Source organism: Chlorobium sp. KB01 (assembly GCF_001975465.1).
In the GTDB taxonomy this organism is placed as follows: domain Bacteria; phylum Bacteroidota; class Chlorobiia; order Chlorobiales; family Chlorobiaceae; genus Chlorobium.
Genome location: NZ_MPJE01000019.1, coordinates 50,816 through 74,960, shown reverse-complemented (window position 1 = coordinate 74,960; position 24,145 = coordinate 50,816). Strand labels below are relative to the sequence as shown.

The following is a 24,145-nucleotide window of genomic DNA, read 5'->3' as shown; positions in this document are numbered from 1 at the left end:
GCCCGACAAAGCTGTTGACACTTTATCTGATTGTACCGGTGTCAGCTCCTGCGTATTTTTTGTGGAGAGCGGCTCCTGGCTGAGGTTCGGAGCACGTATTGATCGATATTGAAGTTGTCCGGGAGTATGACGATTACCCGGCAACTTTCATCAAGAACGCTATTCTCAACTTTTAACGGTATTACTCCTATGGCACAAGAAAAAAAAGGCGGATTTTTTTCCTTTTTTAAAAAACGCGCACTTGCCCCTGAGCCGGCAGCAGCGCCTGCAGCAGCGCAAGCAACCCGGACACAAGGTACTGTCCCGTCAGTGAGTGCGGAACAGCCGAAACCGGCGGTGGTCCCGAAGCCTGCGGCGGCAACTGTGCCATCAGCAGAGGGGGGCGTTGACACCGTGGCCTCATTTACACTTCTTTGCCAGGCGCTGGTTGATATCAATCGTTCACAGCTCAAAATGGTTGATCTGGCTCTGACGACTCTCGCAGGCTCAATCAACACTATTGCCGATGCGCTGAAGCCTAAATCATGAATTTCCGCCATGGAGTGCAGCTCCATGGCGGTCACAGGCAGTGGCCAATGTCACCTCTTTATGGCGGGGAGATGAGCCTCTTCCCGATTTAAAAATGCGCAATCATCCGAAGAGAACGCATCTGCCGGCGGAGCTGTTTTTTCTGAAATCGCACGCATTCAGTCAGGAACTCTCTATGGGTTAAGGGCGTTAAAAAATTCCACAAGTGTTGTCTGATGAGTTTCTCAATTATTTTGGTTTTATCATGGAAGTAGTAGGTAAAAGTAATGTGCATATCGTCCTTGATTCATGCCTGCATGAATCAACCATATATTTTTCGGATCACGAAAAACTGCTCAAGTGTAATCCGTATTGCAGTAATGTGAAATATCACGTTGATCTCGATATTTTTCAGTGGGTTTTTCAGGTTAATGATCCCCGGAACAATCCGATTACAGCGGTCTTTTTTGTCCGTCAGTATGAAGAGAGCATCACGGTTGACGACAGCTACGGTCAGAAGTTTGTATCAAGACTGAAACCCGGAATACATCTCGACGGAAAAGGCAAAAGGATCCGCTGGGAGGCGGTTCATGACTATCCCGAATTTGATGCGGTGGGTACTAATACCTTTATCGGCAAGGCAAGTTCCGAGATTTGTCTTCTGCATCACAAGGATAACCGGACATCAGTTTTCTTTGATACCGATATAGCGCTTGATTTTGAGATCTCCTTTCCCCTGAACCTTATGCCGGAAGGAATACTCAAGTTCATGAGTGATGCGATCATGTCGCAAATCATGCAGCAGGCGACCGAAAGCATGCTCTGTCAGGTGCAGTCGGATATCTGCTGCACCTCTGCGGAGCCAGTAGTGGCTGGGGCCGGGAAATAACTTCCGGCTTCTCCGCTCTCCTGTTCGACGTACGCCTCGTTTTTTTGACGGGTGAGGATCGCTCCGGCACGCTCTTCAGACCTGAAAAGGGTTGCAGGCTTGATGAATGGATTGACAGGGATGATGTGAGCCTCAACTGAACCCGGTAGCCATTGTCAGGGCTTTTCTTATGAATGTTGAAAAAATGGTCTGATTGCGAGAGCGCGTATGATTGCAGAACAGTTCCGTACGGGCGGCGACAGGAACTTCGGTTACCTTGTTGCCGATGAAGTTTCGGGTGAAGCGCTGGTGATTGATGCGTCATTTGATCCCTCCATGATTGTCCGGTTTGCCGAAGAACATGGTTTTGTCATCCGGTATGTATTTTCAACTCATGGCCATGACGATCATACCAATGGCAACGGGGCGATCAGGCACCTTACCGGTATTGTTCCGCTGCTTTACGGCGATACCTGCCCCCGGACAGGAGTCAGGGTTGAGGATGCGGCCAGCTTTCCTCTCGGTACCCTTGAAGCCCGAATTCTCTATACCCCAGGCCATACCACGGATTCCATCTGCATTCTTGTCGGTGATGCCCTTTTTACCGGTGACACCCTCTTCACCGGAAAGGTCGGCGGCACCGTCACCCGGGCCCAGGCTCTTGAAGAGTACAACTCCCTGCATGAGAAGCTTATGAGCCTGCCGGATACCACAAAAGTCTGGCCCGGTCACGATTACGGGAGTGCACCGTACTCTTCCATCGGCATTGAACGCCGATCCAATCCCTTTCTTCTTCAGCCCGACTTCAATGCCTTTCTTGCCCTGAAACATAACTGGGCGGAGTATAAAAAAATGCACGGTATTGCATAATTCCCTCTTTTGCCCGGGGCTGTTTTTGCAATTATGTGGATTTTTTTTATAAATTAAAAGTTCTTGCGCCAACCTTACGGGTGATATTCTGGCGTTCCCGCCTTTTTTTAGCTTTCGGTCATGAAATTGGTGCCCTGTTATGCTGTCTGATAGATAATAAGAGGGTATTAAGGTGTTTTATTAATCATAAGTAACCTGATAACTATGGATCAGCTTATAACCTTGCGTACGCTGCCGGTATCCGCCCTTATGCAGAAAGAATTTCATAAAATCAAAGGAAGCTGTACGGTTGCCGAGGCTCTTCAGATTATGAAAAATAGCGCCGAGAGCGGTCTGCTTGTCGAGCCCCGTAACGAAGATGACTGCTATGGTATCGTAACCGAAAAGGATATCCTTGAAAAAGTGATCGATCCGGGTGAAGATGTCCATCGCGACCCCTGGAACACCCCTGTATTTCAGATCATGAGCAAGCCTCTGATCAGTGTTAATCCCGGCCTCAGAATCAAGTATGCCCTCCGTCTGATGAAAAGAACCAATATCAGACGTCTTACCGTCATGGAAGGCAACAAGGTCGTCGGTGTGCTCAATATGGCCGATGTGCTTCACGCAGTTGAGGAACTTCCGGTCCATGACGATCATGTCGCCCTGTAGCAGTCAGGTTCTCTGAAACTGCTTTCTTCGGTTTTTCCATAAAGAAAATTTCAATGAACGGGCTTTCGGCTGTGGCTGTGCCCGTTCATTTAATCAGTGAGGCTTGCCTGCCAGCTTCATAAGGAGATTTGAGCGAATGAAACCATTTGATATCGTTATTGTCGGAGGCGGTGGTGCCGGTCTTTATGCCGCTATGGAGGCAATGAAAACCAATCCTGCACTGAATATCGCCGTGCTTTCCAAGGTCTATCCCAACCGTTCGCATACCTCTGCGGCACAGGGTGGCGCCAATGCGGCTCTTGCCAACAAGGCAAAGGACGATACGGTAGAGATGCATATTTTCGATACCATCAAGGGGAGCGATTATCTTGCTGATCAGGATGCTGTAGAAGTGCTCTGCAGTGAAGCCCCGAAAATTATCCGTGAACTTGAAAATATCGGGACACCGTGGTCACGACTTGATGACAATACCATTGCCCAGAGGCCATTCGGTGGTGCCGGGCGTCCGAGATGCTGCTACTGCGCCGACAAGACAGGCCATACCATTCTCCAGACCCTTTACGAACAGTGTCTGAAAAAAGGGGTGATCTTTTTTAATGAATATTTTGCTCTCAACCTCTCCGTCAACGGCAGTCGTTCAAAGGGGTTGATCGCTATGAACATGAAAACCGGTGCTGTTGAGGCTTTTCCTGCAAGAACCGTGATATTTGCCACAGGAGGCTATGCCAAGATGTACTGGAACCGGTCGAGCAATGCTGCGGGTAATACCGGTGACGGCCAGGCTATCGCCTACCGGGCAGGTATTCCGCTGAAAGATATGGAGTTTGTCCAGTTCCATCCCACCGGTCTGAGAAAGAGCGGACTGCTTGTTACCGAAGGCGCCAGAGGTGAAGGCGGCTATCTGCTCAACAAGGATGGCGAGCGTTTTATGTCACGATATGCACCCGAAAAGATGGAGCTTGGCCCACGGGACCTTGTCTCCCGCTCACTTGAAACGGAAATTCTCCAGGGCAGAGGTTTCGACAGCCCCGCAGGAAAATATATCCATCTCGATCTTACCCATCTCGGTGCTGATCTGATCAAGTCGAGGCTTCCCCAGATACGTGAGATGGCTATGAATTTTGAGGGAGTTGATCCCATTCTTGAGCCCATTCCTGTCCGCCCGACCGCCCACTACTCCATGGGTGGAATTGACACGGATAACTATGGACGCACGGTGATGGAAGGTGTTTACGCCGCCGGTGAGTCAGCCTGTGTTTCAGTTCACGGAGCAAACCGGCTTGGAGGGAACTCACTGCTTGATATTCTTGTCTTCGGTCGTATTGCCGGTCATGCCGCAGCGCTGGAAGCAAGAAAATTCGAACCGGCAGCGATATCGGAAGATGAGGTCAAGGATCAACTCGCAGAGCTCCGGAGCAGCATGCAGCCATCCGGTCACTATGAGCGGTATGGCGAACTGCGTGAAGAGCTTGGTCAGACCATGGCGGCCAATGTCGGCATCTACCGTGAATCTTCCCTTTTGAAGAAGGGGATAGCGGAGGTTGCGGAACTGAAAGAGCGGTTCAAAAAAGTGAGGGTTTCTGACAGCAGTGATGTGTTCAATACCAATCTCCTGCAGGTGCTGGAGCTGAAAAATATGCTCGATCTGGCTGAAACCGTTGCTGCCGGTGCCTTTGCCCGCGAAGAGAGTCGTGGTTCACATACCCGGACAGATTTTCCGACAAGGGATGATGAAAAATGGCACAAGCACACAATGGCAACCCTGATAGACGGTCACGTTAAACTCGGTGAAAAACCGGTCACTATGGGTCGCTATGAACTCCAGGAAAGAACCTATTAACTATTTCGCTTATGACGGTGTCTACAGATCAGCATAAAGAGGGAAAAAGAGATGTAACCTTCCGGGTTTTCCGATTTAACCCGCAGGTTGACAGCAAATCCTATTTTGACGATTATACCATTCCTGTCGAAAGAGGTATTACAGTCCTTCGCGCATTGAACTACATCAAGGAGCATGTCGATGCCTCGGTCAGTTTCCGGGCATTCTGTCAGGCAGGTATTTGTGGATCGTGCGGTATGCGCGTGAACGGAATTTCAATGCTGGCCTGCACTACCCAGGTATGGGATATGCTCGCCAAGTCGAAGGAGGAAGGTGTAGTAAGGGTTGAACCTTTACGCAACCTGCCCCTCATCAAGGATCTGATTGTCGATATGGATCCGCTTGTCGACAAGATGAAGCACTACTCAAACTGGGTGGACTCCACCATGCCCGAGAGTGAGATGGGTAAAAAGGAGTTTCTTGTTTCCGAAGAGGAGTTTCTGAAATATGACAAGGCAACCGACTGCATTCTCTGTGCATCCTGTGTTTCCGAGTGCAGTATCCTTAGGGCCAACAAGGAGTATGTCTCCCCGGCTGTACTGCTGAAATCCTACCGGATGAATGTCGATACCAGGGATTCCATGCATGATCTCCGTCTTGCCGAACTGGTCAAGGATCACGGTGTATGGGACTGTACCCACTGTTACCGCTGTCAGGAGTCCTGTGTGAAAAGCATTCCGATCATGGATGCCATTCACGGCATACGCGAAGATGCGCTTGAGAGCCGGGGGATGAAGGATACCAGCGGCGCCAAGCATGCTGAAGCCTTTATGTCCGATATCGAAAAGAAAGGCAAACTGGTTGAGGCTACCCTGCCGTTCCGGACCAATGGTGTGCTCTGGACCGTGCAGAACCTGCTTCCTATGGCTGTTAAAATGATTCTGAAACGGCGTACCCCGCCTCCTCCTCCGATGGTCAAACCATCCAAAGGAATAAAGGCTTTCAGGAGTGAGTTCAGAGAGATGAGCGAGCATGTGAAGCAGGATCATAAATCTCATAATAAATAATCGGGGGAACTTCCGGATGAAGCGATACGCATACTATCTGAGCTGCATCAATGAGTCGATGACAAAAGAGGTTGACCGCTCGATTGATCTCTGGCAGAAGGATCTTGGAATCGAACTGGTTAAACTGCATGAGAGTACCTGTTGCGGCGGGAGCAATCTTGACTATGTCAGTCCGAAACACTTCGCGCTGGTCAATGCCCGCAATATTGCCTGTGCCGAAAAAATGGGACTTGACCTTGTTGTTTCGTGTAACACCTGTCTTATGACGATCCGGACGGCCAAGAAAAAGCTTGATGAATCACCGGAGCTGAAGCAGGAGGTCAATGAGCTGCTGAAAAAAGAGGGGCTTGAATATCGTGGCACTGCCGAGGTCCGTCATCTTCTCTGGGTTCTCATTGATGATGTCGGTCTGGAGACCATCCGCCAGAAGGTGAAGGTTCCTCTCAAGGATTACCGGATTGCACCGTTTTACGGCTGTCACATCCTCCGGCCCTCTTCTGTGCTCGGCAAGGACAATCCTCTTGATCCGAGCTCCCTTGACCAGTTGATCGAAGCTCTTGGCGGAGAAACTATGCCCTATGAGCATAAAAACCGCTGCTGCGGATTTCATACCCTGCTGGTTGCCGAACAGGAGTCGCTCAATGTTGCCGGAGAGGCGCTTGAAGAGGCATTGGAGTTGAAAGCCGATTTTATCGTAACCCCGTGCCCGCTCTGCCATACGGTCCTTGACGGCTATCAGGCAAAAGCGCTCAAACAGGCTGGCATCAAGAGCTCTATTCCCGTATTCCATCTCTCTGAAATGGTCGGTCTTGCTCTCGGTTACAACGCAAAACAGCTTGGCATCAAACGACACATTGTAAGCTGATTGAGGCTCTTTTCTTTTCGGCGAACGTGCCTGTGGAGTAACGATCTGTCGGAAAGTTTTAATAAACGGGTAAAAAAACGTACCTTTGCACGTTTACATTGCTCTCAGCCGGGGGTGTCGACTACCGGATTCTCTGACGGGCAGCTTGTTTTGTTAACCCATCAAATTATTGCATTGCATGCTCAAAAATGATCTTTTTCTTCGGGCATTAAAGCGTCAGCCATGTTCCAGGACGCCAATCTGGGTGATGCGTCAGGCCGGTCGTTATTTGCCGGAATACCGTGCAGTCAGAGAAAAAACCGATTTTTTAACCCTTTGCAAGACCCCGGAACTTGCTACCGAGGTGACCATTCAGCCTGTTGAGTTGATGGGTGTTGATGCTGCGATTATTTTTTCTGATATTCTTGTCATCAATGAAGCGATGGGCATGAATGTCGAGATTATCGAATCCAAAGGGATCAAACTTAATTCTATTCGCTCCCAGGCCGATATCGACAAGCTGATTGTGCCTGATATCGATGAAAAGCTTGGTTATGTGATGGATGCGCTCAGAATGACCAAAAAAGAGCTTGACAACCGTGTTCCTCTCATCGGCTTTACCGGTGCTGCATGGACCCTCTTTACCTATGCAGTAGAGGGCGGCGGATCGAAAAATTATGCTTATGCCAAAAAAATGATGTACCGTGAGCCGGCAATGGCCCACGCGCTTCTCGGCAAGATCTCCAGTGTTATCACCGCTTATGTTCTGAAGCAGATCGAAGCCGGAGCCGATGCTATCCAGATCTTTGATTCATGGGCAAGCGCTCTTTCCGAAGATGACTACCGTGTATACGCCCTTCCTTACATCAAGGAGACCGTGCAGGCGATCAAGGCCAAACATCCTGATACTCCGGTTATTGTCTTCTCCAAGGATTGCAATACCATTCTTTCCGAAATTGCTGACACCGGCTGCGACGCCATGGGCCTCGGCTGGGGTATGGATATCGGCAAGGCACGTGCCGAGCTGAACGACCGCGTAGCTCTGCAGGGTAACCTTGATCCGACGGTGCTCTATGGCACGCCGGCATTGATCAAGGCAGAAGCCTCCAAGATTCTCAAATCTTTCGGCCAGCATACCGAGCACTCCGGCCACGTCTTCAACCTCGGCCACGGTATTCTGCCTGATATGGATCCTGAAAACCTGAAGCTTCTGGTTGAGTTTGTCAAGGAGGAGAGCGCCCAGTACCACTAAGCGCCCCCTTTTTTATCGTTGTTTCCGACTCCGCCCTGTGCCTGTGCATGGGGCGGAGTTTTTTTTTGCTCGCGGCTATGTAGAGCAAGCCTCCGGATTTTTCATTATATTCTGCAAATATTGTCATTTCAAGTTTATACACTGTTTCTATGGCCGGTGACTGCAGGTGTTCCGACGGGATGTGTGATCGAACCCGTTATGATGAGGTGGTGCTTGATACCATGCTCTACAGTGCGCGGCTGATAGAGAGTGTTGCGCGTCAGAACAGTGCGGTGATTGTTGCCATGGCGCGAATGATTGCCGGTACCTTTGAGGAGGGGGGCAAGGTGCTGCTTTGCGGTAACGGCGGCAGTGCGGCCGATGCCCAGCATCTTGCGACCGAACTTACCATCCGTTACCGCAGCAGCGTTGAACGACCGGCACTTCCGGCCATTGCGCTCACTACCGATAGCTCAGCCCTGACGGCAGGAGCCAATGACCTTGGTTACGATGCGGTGTTTGCCCGGCTTGTTGAGGCCTACGGGCGAGAAGGGGATATTCTGCTCGGACTCTCCACCAGCGGCAACAGCAGAAGTGTCGTCAAGGCGATTGATTATGCAAACAGGAACGGGATGAAGACCCTTGCCCTGCTTGGAGGAGACGGAGGCGTGTTGAAAGGGATGGCCGATCTTGAGGTTATTGTTCCCCATTCAGGCAGTGCCGACCGGGTGCAGGAGTCTCATATCGCTATCGGTCATGTTATTATCGATCTTGTGGAACGGCTGCTCGGATACTGCCGTTCATAGAACCAGCTTCACAAAAACAAAAAGAACTGAGCTATGCAGATTAAACAGGTTGAAGGTGCACTGAGTGCCAAGGATTCACGGTTCGCAGTAGTTGTTTCCCGCTTTAACGATTTTATTGGTCAGAAGCTTGTTGAGGGTGCTGTGGACTGCATTCGCCGTCACGGAGGATCGGAGGAGAACATCACCATCTACCGCTGTCCCGGCGCCTTTGAGCTGCCGATGGTTGCCAAAAAGGTTGCTGTGACGGGTAACTATGACGCCATTATCGCCCTCGGGGCCATAATCAGAGGCTCTACTCCCCATTTTGATGTTATCGCCGCTGAAGCGACCAAGGGGATTGCCCAGGCCTCTCTTGAGACAGGGGTTCCGATTGCTTTCGGTGTTCTGACTACGGAGAACCTTGAGCAGGCAATTGAGCGGGCTGGTACGAAAGCCGGCAACAAGGGATTTGATGCCGCCATGACGGCGATCGAGATGGTGAACCTCTATCGCAATATATAACGTTGATTCTTATTCAGTTATAGCGGTACTTCTCGAGATTGCTTCCGATGATACCGGCACAGCTGTTTTTGAGCTCTTCAACGTTGTTGAACTGTGAGGGCGGAATTGGCGGGGCAATGATGATTCTGATTTTCCCCTTGTTGATTTTAAGGCTTTTTTTCGGTGTAATCAGATGGCTGCCGATAATTGTGACCGGCAGAACCGGAACTCCACCCTTCTCGGCAACAAGAAAAGCTCCCCGTTTGAAGGGGAGCAGTTTGCCGTCGAATGAGCGGGTCCCTTCGGGGAAGATATGGACGGAGCGCCCTTTTTTCAGGACGTTTGATGCTGCAAGAAGGCTTTTCAGAGCATCCCTGTTCTGCCCCCGTTTAATCATGACATAACCGGCCAGCTTGAGCGTCCATCCAAAGATCGGAATTTTACCAAGCTCCTCTTTTGCCAGAAAGCGGAGGTTGATAGCAATGTTGCCGAGGATGAGCGGAATATCAGCCATCCCCGCATGATTGCTGACAAGCAGATAGTTCTGATCGGAGTTGTAGTTTTCCCGTCCGATAACCTCGACTGAAATGCCGAAGAGTTTTGCACTGAAACGCCCCCACCATGCAGCCAGCCGGTAAAAGCTGTCACCGCTCCTGTCAATGAGGTTGACAAAGAGGTAGATGGTCATCCCGATAAACATGATCGGTACCAGGATGAGAAAAAAAATCAGGGTTCTGAGGTTCATTGGCCTTTTTTCAATGGTTACCGGTCGAGCCCGTTGAGGAACATTGCGAGCTCGTTGTAGTCCGAACTGATTGGTACAGCCATTTTCTTTTTGTTGAGAACCTCTTTAAGGCGTTCAGGGATCTCAACCTCCCGGTCAAGCGCATCACTGATAACTTCGAGGAATTTTGCCGGATGTGCGGTTGAAAGAACAACACCCGGTTTTCCGGCGCGCGCTCCTGAACTTCTGTACAGCTCAAGCGCACGGAAAGCGACTGAGGTATGAGGGTCGGCAGTGTAGCCGAAGCGCTCATAAACCGATCGGATTGTTTCAAGGGTCTCTTTATCCGAGACGGCAATACCCGTGATATCGCGGCCCATAGCCGTGTGATCGTTGTTATAGAGATACCGCAGCCGTGCGAAATTGCTTGGATTGCCGACGTCCATCGCCGTTGAACGTGTGGTGATGGTTGGATGAGGGTCGTAGCGTCCGTCATCAAGATAGCGGGTTACGCTGTCATTGGCATTTGACGCAGCAATAAAATGGTCGATGGGAAAGCCCATTTTTTTTGCCAGTATACCGGCAGTCAGGTTGCCATAATTACCGCTCGGTACCGCAAAAAGAGGCTCAATATTGCCGAAACGCTCCCTGAGCTGCTGGGTTGCCCAGGCGTAATAGAATGACTGCGGAATCAGGCGTGATATGTTGATAGAGTTGGCCGATGTGAGGGTCAGCTTTTTGCTGAGTGAGGGATCGACAAAGGCCTGTTTTACCATGCGCTGGCAGTCATCGAAATCGCCATTGACTTCGAGAGCGTGTACATTGCCTCCCGCTGTAGTCAACTGCTGTTCCTGCAGGCGGCTCACCTTTCCGGAAGGATAGAGCAGCACCACCCTTGTGTTTGCAATGCCCTGGAATCCGTAGGCTACCGCGCTGCCGGTATCGCCCGATGTCGCAACAAGCACGGTGATAAGCCGGTCATCTTCGGCGGCAAAATAGCCGGTAAGGCGGGCAAGAAAGCGTGCGCCGTAATCCTTGAAAGCCAGTGTGGGTCCGCAAAACAGCTCTTCAATAAAGGTATCGCTGTTCAACTCGACCAGCGGAGTCTCGAATGAATAGCAGCTCTCAATCATATCGCCGAGAAGGTCAAGGGGGATCTCACCGCCGATAAACTTTTTGGCAATGGCAAATGCGATATTGTTAAAGCTGGCACCTTCAAGCAGGGCGATCTCGCCGGGTGAGAAATGCGGGATTTCCGAAGGGACGTAAAGCCCCCCATCGGGAGCAAGGCCTTCAAGTGTGGCTTTCTTGATGGAGACCGGTATGGAGGATTTATTGGTGCTGAAGTAGATCATGACTAAGGTTGCGCTTCTATTGTTTTGTTACAGTATTCTTGCGCCCTGCTTGCATATGGGTGATACCCACATATCGGACTCAAGGCGGGCTTTGGAGTGCAGAAATGCCTCTTTCATGGCCAGACCGACAGCAAGAGCTGTTTTTTCGGATGAAGAGAAGGCAAAAATTGAGGGGCCTGAGCCGGCAATACTGCATCCGAGAGCCCCGGCATCAATTGCCGCCTGTTTGACATCAAAAAAACCCGGTATGAGCGGTGCGCGTTTCGGCTCGGCGACAACGTCAACCAGAGCGCGTCCGATGAGTTCATAGTCTGAGGTCAACAGACCGCTGACAAGTGCGCCGACATTACCCCACTGCTGGATCGCCTGTTTGAGCGGTATCTCGGTCGGCAGCACCGAACGGGCATAGGAGGTGCGCAGTTCGGTATGCGGGTGCACAAGGGAGCAGTAGAGGTGTTCAGGCGAAGGTATCGTGATGAGGTCAAGTGGTGTATAGTTTCTGATCAGCACAAAATTACCGAGAATAGCCGGAGCGGCATTGTCGGCATGAGCTGATCCGCAGGCAACCCGTTCACCCTCAATAGCAAAATGAACCAGCTCCATTTTTGTACAGGGATTTCCCAGCAGCTCGTTGGCGGCAACAAGGGCTGCAGCAGCGCTGGCTGCACTGCTTCCCATACCGCTGCTGAGCGGCAGGTGTTTTTTCAGTTCAAGCGAAATATGACCGGAAAAGTCAATCTGCTTATGGGTGCGGATATATTCAAGGAACTTGAGAACAACAAAGCTCGATGTATTTTTTTTCGGGTCAAGCGGCAACGCGCCGCCATCTCCGGTTATAGATGTAATGGAGACCGGAGAACCGGTATGTTTTTCTTCATCGAGAGTCAGGATGACTTCATCACCCGGCTCGGTTATGGCAAAGCCGAGAACATCAAAACCGCAGGCGACATTGCCGACGGTTGCAGAAGCGAATCCCCTGATAGTTTTTATACCGTTTTCTGCAGACAAAATTCCTGTAAGTTTGGGTGTAGGATAGACAATCAAATACAACGAAGCTTCAATCAAATGAGAGAGAGAATTTGAATAACTAAAAGCTTTTCGTTAAATTTAGGTTTTAATCTTTTGGACAGGCAGCCGCCCGATTTAAACTTCAAAAGAAGGTAAACAGAATCTTTCTCTTTTCTTAACAAATAACCAAGCGGAATAAGATATGTCTACAACAGTCAGGCCTGATGAGGTTTCATCCATACTTCGCAAGCAGCTTGCCGGTTTTGAGTCCGAAGCAGAAGTTTATGACGTAGGAACAGTGCTGCAGGTTGGTGACGGTATTGCTCGTGTGTATGGTTTGTCAAAAGCAGCAGCAGGTGAGCTTCTTGAGTTTCCCAATAACGTCATGGGTATGGCGTTGAACCTTGAGGAGGATAACGTCGGAGCTGTGTTGTTTGGTGAATCAACATTGGTCAAAGAGGGTGATACGGTTAAAAGAACCAGCATTCTTGCTTCAATCCCCGTTGGCGAGGCTATGCTCGGCAGGGTTATCAATCCGCTTGGCGAGCCGATCGACGGAAAAGGCTCCATCGAAACCGAGCTTCGTCTTCCTCTCGAACGCAGGGCTCCCGGTGTTATCTATCGTAAATCAGTTCACGAGCCTTTGCAGACGGGTCTCAAGGCTATCGACTCCATGATTCCGATCGGTCGCGGCCAGCGCGAACTTATTATCGGTGACCGTCAGACCGGAAAAACAGCGGTTGCAATTGACACTATCATCAACCAGAAAGGCAAAGGCGTTTTCTGTATCTATGTTGCTATCGGCCTGAAAGGTTCAACGGTTGCCCAGGTTGTCAATACCCTCGAAAAATATGGTGCAATGGAGTACACCACCGTTATTTCCGCTACGGCTTCGGATCCTGCACCGCTTCAGTTTATTGCCCCGTTTGCCGGAGCGACTCTTGGTGAGTTCTTCCGCGATACAGGCCGTCATGCACTTGTTGTCTATGATGATCTTTCAAAACAGGCCGTTGCCTATCGTCAGCTCTCCCTGCTTCTTCGCCGTCCGCCTGGACGCGAAGCCTATCCTGGCGACGTTTTTTATCTGCACTCCCGTCTGCTTGAAAGAGCTGCGAAAATAACTGACGATATTGAAGTTGCACGCAAGATGAACGATCTTCCCGATGCACTCAAGCCTATCGTGAAAGGTGGCGGAAGTCTTACCGCGCTGCCGGTTATTGAAACACAGGCAGGTGACGTTTCAGCCTATATTCCGACCAACGTGATCTCCATCACTGATGGACAGATCTTCCTTGAGTCGAACCTCTTCAACTCCGGTCAGAGGCCTGCTATCAACGTCGGTATCTCGGTCTCCCGCGTTGGTGGTGCAGCTCAGATCAAGGCTATGAAAAAGGTTGCCGGTACCCTTCGTCTTGATCTTGCCCAGTTCCGTGAACTCGAGGCCTTCTCGAAATTCGGTTCTGATCTTGACAAGACAACAAAAGCACAGCTTGATCGTGGTGCGAGGCTTGTTGAAATCCTCAAGCAGGGTCAGTATATCCCGATGCCGGTTGAAAAGCAGGTTGCGATCATCTTCCTTGGTACCCAGGGATTGCTCGATACGGTTGATCTGCGCTTTATCCGCAAGTTTGAGGAGGAGTTCCTCTCTGCGCTTGAAATCAAGCAGAGTGACATTCTCAGCGCTATTGCAACGAGCGGTGCTCTTGAAAGCGATACAGCCAACAAGCTCAAGGAGTTCGCGTTGAAGTTTGTTGAGACCTTCAAGGCAAAAAACAAGGCGTAATATCAGGATCAGCAGATTTTAAGCAATTAATAACAGTCCCGTAATTCATGGCTACATTAAAGGATATACGTGTACGAATCAAAGGGGTGAAGTCTACACAGCAGGTTACCAAGGCGATGAAGATGGTAGCTGCAGCAAAGCTCAGAAGGGCACAGGAACGGGCCGTCATGGCTCGACCCTATGCCGGAAAGCTGAAGGAGATGCTCGGCTCTCTTTCTGCAAAGGTAGATACTTCGCGTAACCCCCTGCTTTCGGGACGTCCGGAGGTTAATAAGGTGCTTGTGATTCTTGTTACTTCCGACAGGGGTCTATGCGGTGCGTTCAATACCAATATCATCAAGCTCGCATACAAGACCATTCATGAAGATTACGCCGATGTTCACCGCAAGGGTGGCGTAAGTATGATCTGTGCGGGCACCAGAGGACTCGAGTTCTTCCGCAAGCGGGATTACAACATTCTCAAGGGGTACCCTGCGGTTTTCCAGAATCTTGATTTCAGCATTGCCAAGGAGATTGCCGATACCGCTTCCGGTATGTATCTGCGTGGAGAGGCTGACCGGGTGATCGTTGTCTACAATGAGTTCAAGTCGGTGCTTGCGCCGAACCTGAAAGCAGAGGAGCTTCTTCCTATTGCGCCCGTTAGTGCCGTCAAGGAGAGCAGCAGTGATTATATTTACGAGCCCTCTCCCTCCGCCATTATTGATGTGCTGGTTCCCCGCCATCTCAATACCCAGGTATGGAGAATGCTGCTTGAATCCAATGCTGCCGAGCATGCTGCCCGTATGGCTGCGATGGATTCGGCGACAGAGAATGCCAAGGATCTTCTCCGCTCTCTCAACATCAGCTATAACCGTGCACGCCAGGCTGCGATTACTACCGAGCTGAGTGAAATTGTTGCGGGCGCTGACGCATTGAGCAGTTGACCGACAGCATGACGAATGTATGATTAAAAGCGCCCTCCAGTGGGCGCTTTTTTTTTGTGAAATTGTTCAAGAGCGCTGCCGGAGATGCGGCTGAACCGGAAATGATTTATATTTTAACGGGTAATGATTCACCATCAATCTCATTTCATATTCAATCAAGGCGTGGGCGTGAGCATGAAGATATACAAGTTTGGGGGGAGCTCTCTGGGGTCGGCCGGGCGGATGAACAACGTGGTCGATATCATTGCCGGAGCATTGGCTGATGATAACCTTATTGTTGTGGTTTCGGCAGTTCAGGGTGTAACCGATCTTCTGCTTGACTCTGCCACCAGGGCAGGGATCGGAGAGAGCGGATATCGCCGCACCCTCGAAGAGCTTGAGCAGCGCCATCTCCAAATGTCGCAGGAACTCTTTTCCGGAAATGTACCCGATACCTTTTCAGCGGCATTCACTTCTGAATTTTCCGAACTCAAGGATATTCTGCACGGTGTCTTTCTGCTCAGGGAGCTTTCCGATAAAAGCCTGGCGCTTGTGCTTGGATTCGGCGAGCGACTCTCGGCACTGATGGTCAGCAGTTATCTTCAACAGCGACGGATTGAAGCATACTATCTTGATGCCCGAAAGCTGATTGTTACCGATGCCAATTATGCCGATGCGAGGGTTGACGCCCATGCATCCGAACTGCAGATCCGAAAACAGTTCGCCTCTTTTGCCGGTGTTCCGGTGGTGACCGGTTTTATCGCGGCAGCGCCGGATGGTTCGGCAACGACCCTCGGGCGGGGAGGCTCTGATTATACGGCATCAATTCTTGGCGCAGCACTTGGCGCAGCCGAAATTTGTATATGGACCGATGTGGACGGTTTTTTCAGTGCCGATCCAAAACGGGTCCGGGATGCCCGGATTCTGCCGTTTATCAGTTATGCTGAAGCTATGGAACTCTCCCATGCCGGAGCAAAGGTGCTGCATCCGCTTGCTGTTCAGCCGGCAATGAAGGCGGGTATTCCGATCCTGATCAAAAACAGTTTCAATCCATCGGCTGAAGGAACACGAATTGACGGAGCACCATTATCTCCGGAGAGAAACCGTACGCTGCCCGTTACGGGGCTTACATCCATTAATAATATTGTACTGTTGAACATGTCCGGCAGCGGAATGGTCGGCGTTCCGGGGATTGCCTCACGACTTTTCAGCTGTCTTGCCCGTCACCGCATCAACATCATATTCATATCCCAGGCATCTTCCGAACAGTCGATCACGCTGGCCATCAACCCGGCCCAGGCTCCGAACGCAAAAAAAATACTTGAACAGGAGTTTCGGGCTGAAATTGAGTCCCGTCAGATTGATCCGCTTGCAATCCGCGAAAACCTTGCCCTGATTGCGGTAGTTGGCAACAACATGTCCGGCCATGCGGGTGTATCCGCCCAGTTGTTTGAAACACTCGGCAAAAACGGGGTCAATGTCATTGCGGTAGCCCAGGGCGCAAATGAGATGAACATCTCCCTTGTCATTGACAGCAATGATGAGGACAAGGCTCTCAACTGTATCCACGAATCATTCTTTCTCTCGCAGCGCAAGGTGCATCTCTTTATTGCCGGGACCGGCACGATTGCCAAAAGCCTCATCGGGCAGATCCGTGCCCATCGGCGCAATCTGCAGGAGGAGAATGACCTTGATGTGGTTGTTTGCGGGATGGCAAATACCGGCACTATTGCACTCAATGATGAGGGTATTGATCTTGACTCCTGGCAGCAGGCTCTTCAGCCGAGAAGCGGGAAGAGAGGTATTGAAGGGTATATGGAGATTATCCGGGAGAAAAACCTGCACAATACCATTTTTGTCGATTGTACGGCAAGCAAAGAGGTTGCGGCAATCTACCCCGATCTCCTGCTTGCCAACATCTCCGTTGTCACCGCCAACAAACTCGGCATGGCGGGCAGCTGGCCACTCTACAGGAGCATCAGGGATGCCCAGCGCAAAAGCAACGCCCGTTTTCTCTATGAAACCAATGTCGGTGCCGGGCTTCCGATTATCAACACCCTGAACGATCTTAAGAACAGCGGAGACAAGATTATCAGTATCGACGGAGTTCTCTCCGGAACATTGAGCTTTATTTTCAACGAACTGCGCAAGGGAGGGCGGTTCAGCGAAATTGTCCGGCGAGCCAAAGAGGCGGGTTATACCGAGCCCGATCCGAGGGACGATCTCTCGGGTGCTGATTTTGCCCGGAAGTTCCTCATTCTCGGCCGTGAACTCGGCTTTACCCTCGAGTTCAGTGATGTGCTTGTCGAGAGTCTCGTGCCGGAGGAGTATCGCGGTGAGATGCCGGTCGGGGAGTTTCTTGACCGACTGGAGAGTGTGGACAGCTGGTATGCAGAAGAGAGCGAAAAAGCCGCGGAGGAAGGGATGACCATAGCCTATGCCGGCGGAATAAAGGACGGAAAGGCATCAATAGGGGTCAAACGGGTTCCGCTTTCAAGCCCTATTGCCGGACTCAGCGGATCGGAAAATATGGTGGTCTTTACGACGGATCGCTACCATGCAACTCCTCTTGTTGTCCGTGGTCCCGGTGCAGGCGGAGAGGTTACCGCAGGGGGTGTTTTTGCCGATATTCTCCGGATAGCAAGTTATCTGGTTTAACGAAGAGAGCCACATGCGTGCAGATATTGTTTCAATCGGTGATGAGTTGCTCAAAGGGCAGCGGGTAAACACCAATGCGTCGTTTATGGCCGCTGCTCTGGCCGGTATCGGCATTGCGGTGAACCGGATAGTTGCCTGCTCTGACGATGAGCCGGAGATTGCCGCAGTGCTTGCAGAGTCACTTGAGCGATCCGAGGTGGTGCTGGTTACCGGAGGGCTTGGCCCTACACGGGATGACCGGACCCGCACTGCCGTGCAGCAGCTTCTCCAAAGAGGAGTAGAGCTGAGTGAGGATGCCTATCAGAATCTTGCCTCGCTGATGAAACAGCGTGGCCGTACCATGAATGATGCTCTTCGTGACCAGGCGATGGTGATTGAAGGGTCGCATGTTATTCTGAATACCAAAGGGTCGGCGGCGGGCATGATTATCGGATGCGGCGAGCCTTTCAGGAACCACTATCTGGTTCTGATGCCGGGAGTCCCTTCTGAAATGAAGGCCATGATGGAGCTTACAGTGCTCCCCTATTTTTCGGCACTCTCCTCCTCATTTATCCGCCATACTCCGGTTAAAACACTTGGTATCGGTGAATCGATGCTTGCGGAGATGATTGTTGAGGTTGAGGATTCGCTTCCGGCGGGAACAACCCTGGCATATCTTCCCCATGCAGCCGGTGTATCGCTGATGATAAGCACGGTCGGCAGTGATCGGGAGAGCGTGGAGGAGGATAACAAGGGGGTTGTTGATTCCATCATCAAGCGGGCGAAGAGGTTTATCTATGCTACCGGAGAGAGTACACTTGAGGAGACGATCGGTGAACTGCTTTCCTGCCGGGGGCTCACGGTTGCTGTGGCTGAATCATGTACCGGTGGTCTTGTTGCAAGCCGCCTGACCGATGTTGCAGGTTCATCGGCCTATTTTCTCCAGGGTTTTGTGGCTTACACCAACAAAGCCAAAGAGGAGACGCTGGGGGTGCCGAAGGAGAGTGTTGAAGCGTTCGGAGCCGTGAGCGAAGAGGTTGCCTGTGCTATGGCAAAAGGGTGTCTTGAAAAAAGCGGAGCTGATTTTGCACTTGCAACAACAGGTATTGCAGGGCCTGCGGGTGGCTCTGCTGAAAAACCGGTCGGTATGCTCTGCCTCGCACTGGCGGTTAAATCCTCAGGAACCGTGCAGTCGCGCACACTCTTCATGCATGGAGATCGCGAGCTGAACAAAATCCGCTTCAGTGAAGCTGTTCTTCGTGAACTCTGGGAGTACCTTCGCGCCTCCTGACCGCCCAAATTTTCAGTTCCGCAAGCGAATCGCTGACTATTTTTTCTCATGCATTCAGCACCTGCAAGCGTCAGAAGGAAAAGCGCTCACCCTCTCAAAATTATATTGTCATTTTGTAAAAAAAGAAGCTCTTTTATCAATAACTTGTTCTGCTCATAAATTATCGGCAACGGCTTTGGCGAAAAGAAAAATGTTCTCATGACAGCGTATGGCAAGAATTGCAAGATTACCGGATAGTATTGCTAACAAGATTTCTGCCGGCGAAGTTGTTCAGCGTCCGGCATCGGTTGTCAAGGAACTTCTGGAGAATTCCATTGATGCCGGAGCCGATAAAATAACGCTCTCTGTCAAGGATGCCGGAAAGGAGCTTATACGTATAGTTGATAATGGTGCGGGGATGCTGCGCGACGATGCGCTGCTCTGTGTTGAGCGCTTCGCAACCAGCAAGATTACCGGAGTCGAGGATCTCGACTCTCTGAAAACGCTCGGATTCAGGGGCGAAGCACTGGCAAGTATCTCTTCGGTCTCGCATTTCGAGCTGAAAACCCGTACAGCAAAGGAGACGCTCGGGTTGCGCTTCCGCTACGAGGGGGGAGCTCTTGCCGAGGAGTCGGGTGTTCAGGGAGAGCAGGGAACAACCATGAGCGTCAGAAACCTCTTTTACAATGTACCGGCCCGTCGGAAGTTTCTGAAATCCAATGCCACCGAGTTTCAGCATATATTCGAGGTTATCAAGTCATTTGCACTCGCCTATCCTGAAATCGAGTGGCGGATGTACAACGATGACGAGGAGCTTTTTCATTTCAGGACGCCGGAAATGGCCGAACGGCTCAACTTTTTTTACGGCAGTGATTTTTCCGACAGCCTGATTGAGCTTTCAGAGGAGAACGATTACCTCTCCATTCGAGGATTTCTCGGCAAGCCGGCCATGCAGAAGCGCAAGAAGCTCGACCAGTATTTCTTTATCAACCGTCGGGTGATTCAGAACAGGATGCTCTCCCAGGCTGTCCAGCAGGCTTATGGTGAACTGCTTGTGGAGCGTCAGGCCCCGTTTGTGCTGCTTTTTCTCGAAATTGATCCCACGCGTATCGATGTGAATGTCCATCCGGCCAAGCTTGAAGTCCGCTTTGATGATGAACGCAGTGTGCGCAATATGTTCTATCCGGTTATCAAGCGGGCTATCCAGCTCCATGATTTCTCTCCTGATCTGGGAGCTACAGAGCGTGACGATGCCTTTGGCGCGCCCCGTCAGGAGTCGGCATGGCGGAAGCTCTCCTTCCAGGATATTCCGGACAGATCAATGACGACGGGAGATCTCTACCGTAATTATCGTGAAGGAGCATTTCAGCATGCTCCGGAAACGAGATCGTCAACCCTGCTCCAGAGCGAACTCTTTACCGGCCCTTCCGGCTCCCCGGCACCGAAGCCTCAGCCTGAGCTTCGTGAAGGTGATGAGGGACTCTCTTTTGCCCTGCTCTCTCCGCTACCCGGAGATGAAGGGCAGCCAAACCCTAAAGAGGCTGAACCGAAAATCTGGCAACTGCATAACAAGTATCTCATCTGCCAGATCAAGACCGGCCTTATGATTATCGATCAGCACGTAGCGCATGAGCGGGTTCTGTACGAACGTGCGGTTGATGTGATGACCCAAAATGTTCCCAACTCCCAGCAGCTCCTCTTTCCCCAGAAAGTAGAGTTCCGGCCATGGGAGTATGAGGTTTTTGAGGAGATCCGTGAAGATCTCTACCGTCTTGGTTTCAACCTCCGCCTCTTCGGCAACCGGACGATCATGATCGAGGGGGTTCCGCAGGATGTCAAGCCGGGCACCGAGGTGACCATCCTGCAGGAGATGATTGCCGAGTATCAGGATAATGCGTCACGCCTCAAGCTCGAAAAGCGTGATAATCTGGCCAAGTCCTACTCCTGCCGAAACGCCATCATGACCGGCCAGAAGCTGAACCTTGAAGAGATGCGCACTCTGATTGACAACCTTTTTGCCACCCGTGATCCCTACTCCTGCCCGCACGGCAGACCGGTTATCATCAAGCTTTCGCTTGACCAGCTTGACCGGATGTTCGGAAGAAAATAAGCGGGGTTGTTGCAAGTTTCTGCAAAAGTACTAAATTCCCCCCTATGCCCTTGTAGCTCAGTGGATAGAGCAACAGTTTCCTAAACTGTAGGTCGGCGGTTCGAGTCTGCCCGAGGGCACTTTTCTTTTTCCCCCCTTTACTGCTCATCCATTCACCATTTATATAATGCATTGGATGCATGCGCTGCATTTTGTCGATTGCAGGGGCAAAGAAATTTGCTCACCAGCCGTTGTATCTCCCGCTTATTTGGTATTTTACATCCATAGTTACAGGGCCCTCTGAAACAATTGATTGTACGAGAGGGCCCATTATTTCCGGCAGCATTAACTACCTGCAAACATGAGATTTATCAGAGCAATCATCATCATTTTTCTGGTGATGTTCGTTGCCGATATTGCCCGATACTTTGTCTATCCCGATGTCGGCAGACTGGTTGATGAGAACCCGGCGAAAACCGCTTTTATGGAGGATCGGGAAGCCGAGTGGCTTCAGGAGGGACTTCTGGATAAAAAGATCCGCCAGCGGTGGGTTCCCCTGAAAAAGATCTCGCCGAATCTTGTCAAAGCGGTTCTTATTGCCGAAGACGACAAGTTCTGGCAGCATGGAGGGTTTGATTACCAGGCAATCGAGCGGGCTATAGAAAAAAACCTGCTGGCCAAAAAATTCAAGATGGGCGGTAGTACCATAAGCCAGCAGCTTGCCAAGAATCTCTATCTCTCGGCATCAAAAAATCCGGTACGCAAGATCAAGGAGGCCATTCTTACCTGGAGAATCGAAAAAACACTCTCCAAACGGAGGATTCTGGAACTCTACGTCAATGTTGCCGAGTGGGGAGACGGTATTTTCGGCATCGGCGAAGCCTCCCGTCACTACTACGGCGTGGCTCCCTCCGGGTTATCGGGACAGCAGGCAGCAAAGCTTGCCTCGGTACTGCCGAACCCGATCAGGTTCTCCCCTGTGGGTTCATCACCCTATGTGCGTGCCCGTTCCAGAATCATCTATGCCATCATGCAGCGGAGGGGCATTATTGTTCCCGGTTATCAGGAGGTTATGTCGCTTCCTGCGGATACCACAGCGGTTGATTCTGTTGTGGTCGGTATTCCGGAAAGTCTGATTAATGATGCGCTTTCGGCCGACAGCAGCGCAGTCGATCAAGGCAGTGCTTCCGGGGAATCGGAAAATGGCTCTTCTGGTTCGTCCCCTGCTGATAATGGCGGCAAGCCGAAAACTCCCTGAAAATGATTTGTAAGAGAAAACGCTCCGGTTATGGAGCGTTTTCTGATAGTCGGGTATCGTAATCAATTGTCGTGATCACTACCCTGTTTACCTTCCCCGTTGTTCGCTCAATAGTTCAAATAGTGACTTGTCAACGCCGCATACCGGACAGACCCAGTCATCGGGAATGTTTTCAAAGGATGTTCCCGGTTCAATGCCGCTGTCGGGATCACCAACTTCAGGATCATAGATGTAGCCGCATGGTATACAGACCCACTTTTCCATAAAAAACTCCGTTTTAATTATTCGTTTTCGTGATGACAAATTCAATGAGAGATAAGCCGGATATGTCGAGTCATCCGGCTTTCTCATTCAGCTAACATTAAGTCCTCGGGCGGCTAAAAAGTTCGCCTTTTTTTCCTGAACAGTGTTGTTTGCTCTTCGCCGCGCGTTTCAGGGATTCTGCAAATTTTGACTGTTTACCCAATTTCGTCAAAATTAATCGCGGGCACCTGTTTTGAACTTTCGCCAGCCTTATGTATCTTTTTACTGTTGTTGTAACATATCATTAACCTGTTCTCAGGGCGGGGTGAAAATCCCCACCGGCGGTATACCGGCTGTTAATCCGGAAAGCCCGCGAGCGCTTTCGATTATTTCGAAAGGTCAGCAGATTTGGTGAAACTCCAAAGCCGACGGTTACAGTCCGGATGAAAGAGGATAGCGATGCCCAGGAAATACTCCTGCATTCCTTCGCCCTGATTCATGGGCACCTCTCAGAAATATGTTGTTCCTGCGCTGTCGGCCACCGGACTCTTCATAGTCTTTTGGCTGCCGCTTGCAGCATGTTTTTTTGAGATGCTTTTGTGGTATGGTACGTAATTACCATCAATAAAATATGATACCATGAATCAGATTCTTGCCCGTAAGTATGGAGACTCTTTTGAGCGTGTTGAGCGTGCCCTTTCTGCCCTTCGTGAAGGTAAGGGGGTGCTTGTTGCCGACTCTCCGGATCGTGAAAACGAAGCCGATCTTATCTATTCCGCCGAATATCTTACCGTTCCCCAGATGGCACTGCTCATACGGGAGTGCAGCGGCATTGTCTGCCTCTGCATGACGGACGAAAAAGTCCGTTCGCTTGAGCTGCCCATGATGGTTACCAACAACACCAGCGGTTTTCAGACCGCCTTCACCGTCTCCATCGAAGCCGCTGAAGGGGTGACAACCGGTGTTTCAGCAGCCGATCGGGTTCATACGGTAAGAACCGCCTCTGCCCTGAATGCTCTTCCCTCCGATCTTCGCCGACCGGGTCATATCTTCCCTCTCAGGGCAAGAGCCGGAGGAGTGCTTGAGCGCCCCGGTCACACTGAAGGCACGGTTGATCTCATGCGCCTCGCCGGGCTCAACCCCTGCGGTGTCCTCTGCGAACTCACCAACCCCGACGGCACCATGGCTAACATGGAGGAGACTATTGTTTTTGCCGAAAAACACGCCTATCCGGTGCTCACCATTGAGGATGTTATTGCCTATCGGGAGCGGATAGAGCTTAAGGAGCAGGTTGCATAATGATTCTGATTTATTTGTAAAGTTCAGCGGCGAACTGGAGTGTAATGAACAGTTGCTTCACCAGTGCCGCTGTGATATATTTGTACAAATAAGAGAGGGAGGATCACTCATGAGTGCTGAATTGATGGATATCAGACGCAAAGTTCTTGCTCTGCCAGTAAAAGCCCGAGCAGAGCTTGCCGAGCAACTGCTTGCAAGTCTGGATGACACTGATGGTCAGGAAATTGAAGATATATGGATTGAACAGGCAGAGGAGCGCTATCAGGCCTATTTGAAAGGAGAGATTACGGCAAGGCCTTTTGCGGATGTACTTCGGGAGGCTACAGGGCACTCCTAAAAATCTATTCCGCAATTCGATAGCTTCGTTGGGCGGTACTCGAAATCCTCATGTACTCCGTGTACATTCCGGTTTCTCCGTTCCGTCCGCCTCTCTC

Annotated in this window: 22 protein-coding genes, 1 tRNA gene and 1 riboswitch; of the genes, 19 read left to right on the top strand and 4 right to left on the bottom strand. The window is 50.9% G+C overall.

Translation table 11 applies throughout. The features are described from left to right. Positions 1 to 189: 189 nt before the first annotated feature. The 10 genes from BOO20_RS01715 (at position 190) to ribE (ending at position 9,164) form a co-directional block, all read left to right on the top strand. Positions 190 to 528, top strand: coding sequence for a hypothetical protein (locus BOO20_RS01715; protein ID WP_076789813.1), 339 nt, complete (start codon positions 190 to 192; stop codon positions 526 to 528). Positions 529 to 772: 244 nt separating this feature from the next. Continuing rightward, on the top strand, positions 773 to 1,396 hold the full coding sequence (locus BOO20_RS01710; protein WP_076789857.1) for a DUF1997 domain-containing protein: 624 nt from the start codon (positions 773 to 775) through the stop codon (positions 1,394 to 1,396). A gap of 207 nt (positions 1,397 to 1,603) precedes the next feature. Next, a complete protein-coding gene (locus BOO20_RS01705) occupies positions 1,604 to 2,245 on the top strand; it encodes a hydroxyacylglutathione hydrolase family protein (protein WP_076789810.1) in 642 nt (213 codons plus the stop codon). A gap of 204 nt (positions 2,246 to 2,449) precedes the next feature. Next, complete coding sequence (locus BOO20_RS01700; RefSeq protein ID WP_076789807.1) at positions 2,450 to 2,896, top strand: CBS domain-containing protein; 447 nt, start codon at positions 2,450 to 2,452, stop codon at positions 2,894 to 2,896. A gap of 136 nt (positions 2,897 to 3,032) precedes the next feature. Then, positions 3,033 to 4,736, top strand: coding sequence for an FAD-dependent oxidoreductase (locus tag BOO20_RS01695; RefSeq protein ID WP_076789804.1), 1,704 nt, complete (start codon positions 3,033 to 3,035; stop codon positions 4,734 to 4,736). An 11-nt stretch (positions 4,737 to 4,747) separates the two neighbouring features. Then, positions 4,748 to 5,782, top strand: a complete 1,035-nt coding sequence (locus tag BOO20_RS01690) for a succinate dehydrogenase/fumarate reductase iron-sulfur subunit (RefSeq protein WP_076789801.1) — start codon at positions 4,748 to 4,750, stop codon at positions 5,780 to 5,782. Positions 5,783 to 5,798: 16 nt separating this feature from the next. Next, positions 5,799 to 6,647 carry a CoB--CoM heterodisulfide reductase iron-sulfur subunit B family protein gene (locus BOO20_RS01685; protein WP_076789798.1) on the top strand — a complete coding sequence of 283 codons (849 nt, stop codon included), beginning with the start codon at positions 5,799 to 5,801 and terminating at the stop codon, positions 6,645 to 6,647. A 178-nt stretch (positions 6,648 to 6,825) separates the two neighbouring features. After that, a complete protein-coding gene (gene hemE / locus BOO20_RS01680; protein ID WP_076789795.1) occupies positions 6,826 to 7,878 on the top strand; it encodes a uroporphyrinogen decarboxylase in 1,053 nt (350 codons plus the stop codon). Positions 7,879 to 8,027: 149 nt separating this feature from the next. After that, complete coding sequence (locus BOO20_RS01675) at positions 8,028 to 8,663, top strand: SIS domain-containing protein (protein ID WP_076789793.1); 636 nt, start codon at positions 8,028 to 8,030, stop codon at positions 8,661 to 8,663. 33 nt (positions 8,664 to 8,696) lie between these two features. Then, positions 8,697 to 9,164, top strand: a complete 468-nt coding sequence (gene ribE / locus BOO20_RS01670) for a 6,7-dimethyl-8-ribityllumazine synthase (protein ID WP_006365657.1) — start codon at positions 8,697 to 8,699, stop codon at positions 9,162 to 9,164. Between the two features lie 13 nt (positions 9,165 to 9,177). On the opposite strand, the gene BOO20_RS01665 is transcribed toward ribE, so the two are convergent. Genes BOO20_RS01665 through BOO20_RS01655 form a run of 3 tightly spaced genes read right to left on the bottom strand, consistent with a single transcriptional unit; the run spans position 9,178 to position 12,212 of the window. Next, the gene (locus BOO20_RS01665) at positions 9,178 to 9,888 is read right to left on the bottom strand and encodes a 1-acyl-sn-glycerol-3-phosphate acyltransferase (protein WP_076789790.1); all 711 of its coding nucleotides are present in this window, start codon (positions 9,886 to 9,888) and stop codon (positions 9,178 to 9,180) included. 17 nt (positions 9,889 to 9,905) lie between these two features. Next, entirely contained in the window at positions 9,906 to 11,222 is a 1,317-nt protein-coding gene (gene thrC, locus BOO20_RS01660) for a threonine synthase (protein ID WP_076789787.1), read from the bottom strand. Positions 11,223 to 11,249: 27 nt separating this feature from the next. After that, positions 11,250 to 12,212, bottom strand: coding sequence for a homoserine kinase (locus tag BOO20_RS01655; RefSeq protein WP_076789854.1), 963 nt, complete (start codon positions 12,210 to 12,212; stop codon positions 11,250 to 11,252). A gap of 220 nt (positions 12,213 to 12,432) precedes the next feature. On the opposite strand from BOO20_RS01655, the gene atpA reads away from it, so the two are divergent. The 7 genes from atpA to mtgA all read left to right on the top strand — a co-directional run bounded on the left by atpA (position 12,433) and on the right by mtgA (position 22,169). Continuing rightward, on the top strand, positions 12,433 to 14,013 hold the full coding sequence (atpA, locus tag BOO20_RS01650; protein ID WP_006365653.1) for a F0F1 ATP synthase subunit alpha: 1,581 nt from the start codon (positions 12,433 to 12,435) through the stop codon (positions 14,011 to 14,013). 47 nt (positions 14,014 to 14,060) lie between these two features. Continuing rightward, positions 14,061 to 14,936 (top strand): F0F1 ATP synthase subunit gamma, encoded by an 876-nt coding sequence (locus BOO20_RS01645; protein ID WP_076789786.1) that lies wholly within the window; start codon positions 14,061 to 14,063, stop codon positions 14,934 to 14,936. Between the two features lie 174 nt (positions 14,937 to 15,110). Continuing rightward, complete coding sequence (gene thrA, locus BOO20_RS01640) at positions 15,111 to 17,573, top strand: bifunctional aspartate kinase/homoserine dehydrogenase I (protein WP_076789782.1); 2,463 nt, start codon at positions 15,111 to 15,113, stop codon at positions 17,571 to 17,573. 13 nt (positions 17,574 to 17,586) lie between these two features. Further along, the gene (locus BOO20_RS01635; RefSeq protein WP_076789779.1) at positions 17,587 to 18,843 is read left to right on the top strand and encodes a CinA family nicotinamide mononucleotide deamidase-related protein; all 1,257 of its coding nucleotides are present in this window, start codon (positions 17,587 to 17,589) and stop codon (positions 18,841 to 18,843) included. A gap of 208 nt (positions 18,844 to 19,051) precedes the next feature. Next, positions 19,052 to 20,932, top strand: coding sequence for a DNA mismatch repair endonuclease MutL (gene mutL, locus BOO20_RS01630; RefSeq protein ID WP_076789776.1), 1,881 nt, complete (start codon positions 19,052 to 19,054; stop codon positions 20,930 to 20,932). A 46-nt stretch (positions 20,933 to 20,978) separates the two neighbouring features. After that, positions 20,979 to 21,051, top strand: a tRNA-Arg gene (locus BOO20_RS01625). Positions 21,052 to 21,272: 221 nt separating this feature from the next. Then, positions 21,273 to 22,169, top strand: coding sequence for a monofunctional biosynthetic peptidoglycan transglycosylase (gene mtgA, locus BOO20_RS01620; RefSeq protein WP_076789773.1), 897 nt, complete (start codon positions 21,273 to 21,275; stop codon positions 22,167 to 22,169). A gap of 87 nt (positions 22,170 to 22,256) precedes the next feature. On the opposite strand, the gene rd is transcribed toward mtgA, so the two are convergent. Next, entirely contained in the window at positions 22,257 to 22,433 is a 177-nt protein-coding gene (rd, locus tag BOO20_RS01615) for a rubredoxin (protein WP_076789770.1), read from the bottom strand. Positions 22,434 to 22,719: 286 nt separating this feature from the next. Next, positions 22,720 to 22,871: riboswitch (FMN riboswitch) on the top strand. Between the two features lie 180 nt (positions 22,872 to 23,051). Here rd and ribB point away from each other — a divergent pair. After that, the gene (ribB, locus tag BOO20_RS01610; protein WP_076789767.1) at positions 23,052 to 23,711 is read left to right on the top strand and encodes a 3,4-dihydroxy-2-butanone-4-phosphate synthase; all 660 of its coding nucleotides are present in this window, start codon (positions 23,052 to 23,054) and stop codon (positions 23,709 to 23,711) included. Positions 23,712 to 23,820: 109 nt separating this feature from the next. Further along, entirely contained in the window at positions 23,821 to 24,048 is a 228-nt protein-coding gene (locus BOO20_RS01605) for an addiction module protein (RefSeq protein WP_076789850.1), read from the top strand. Positions 24,049 to 24,145 lie beyond the last annotated feature (97 nt).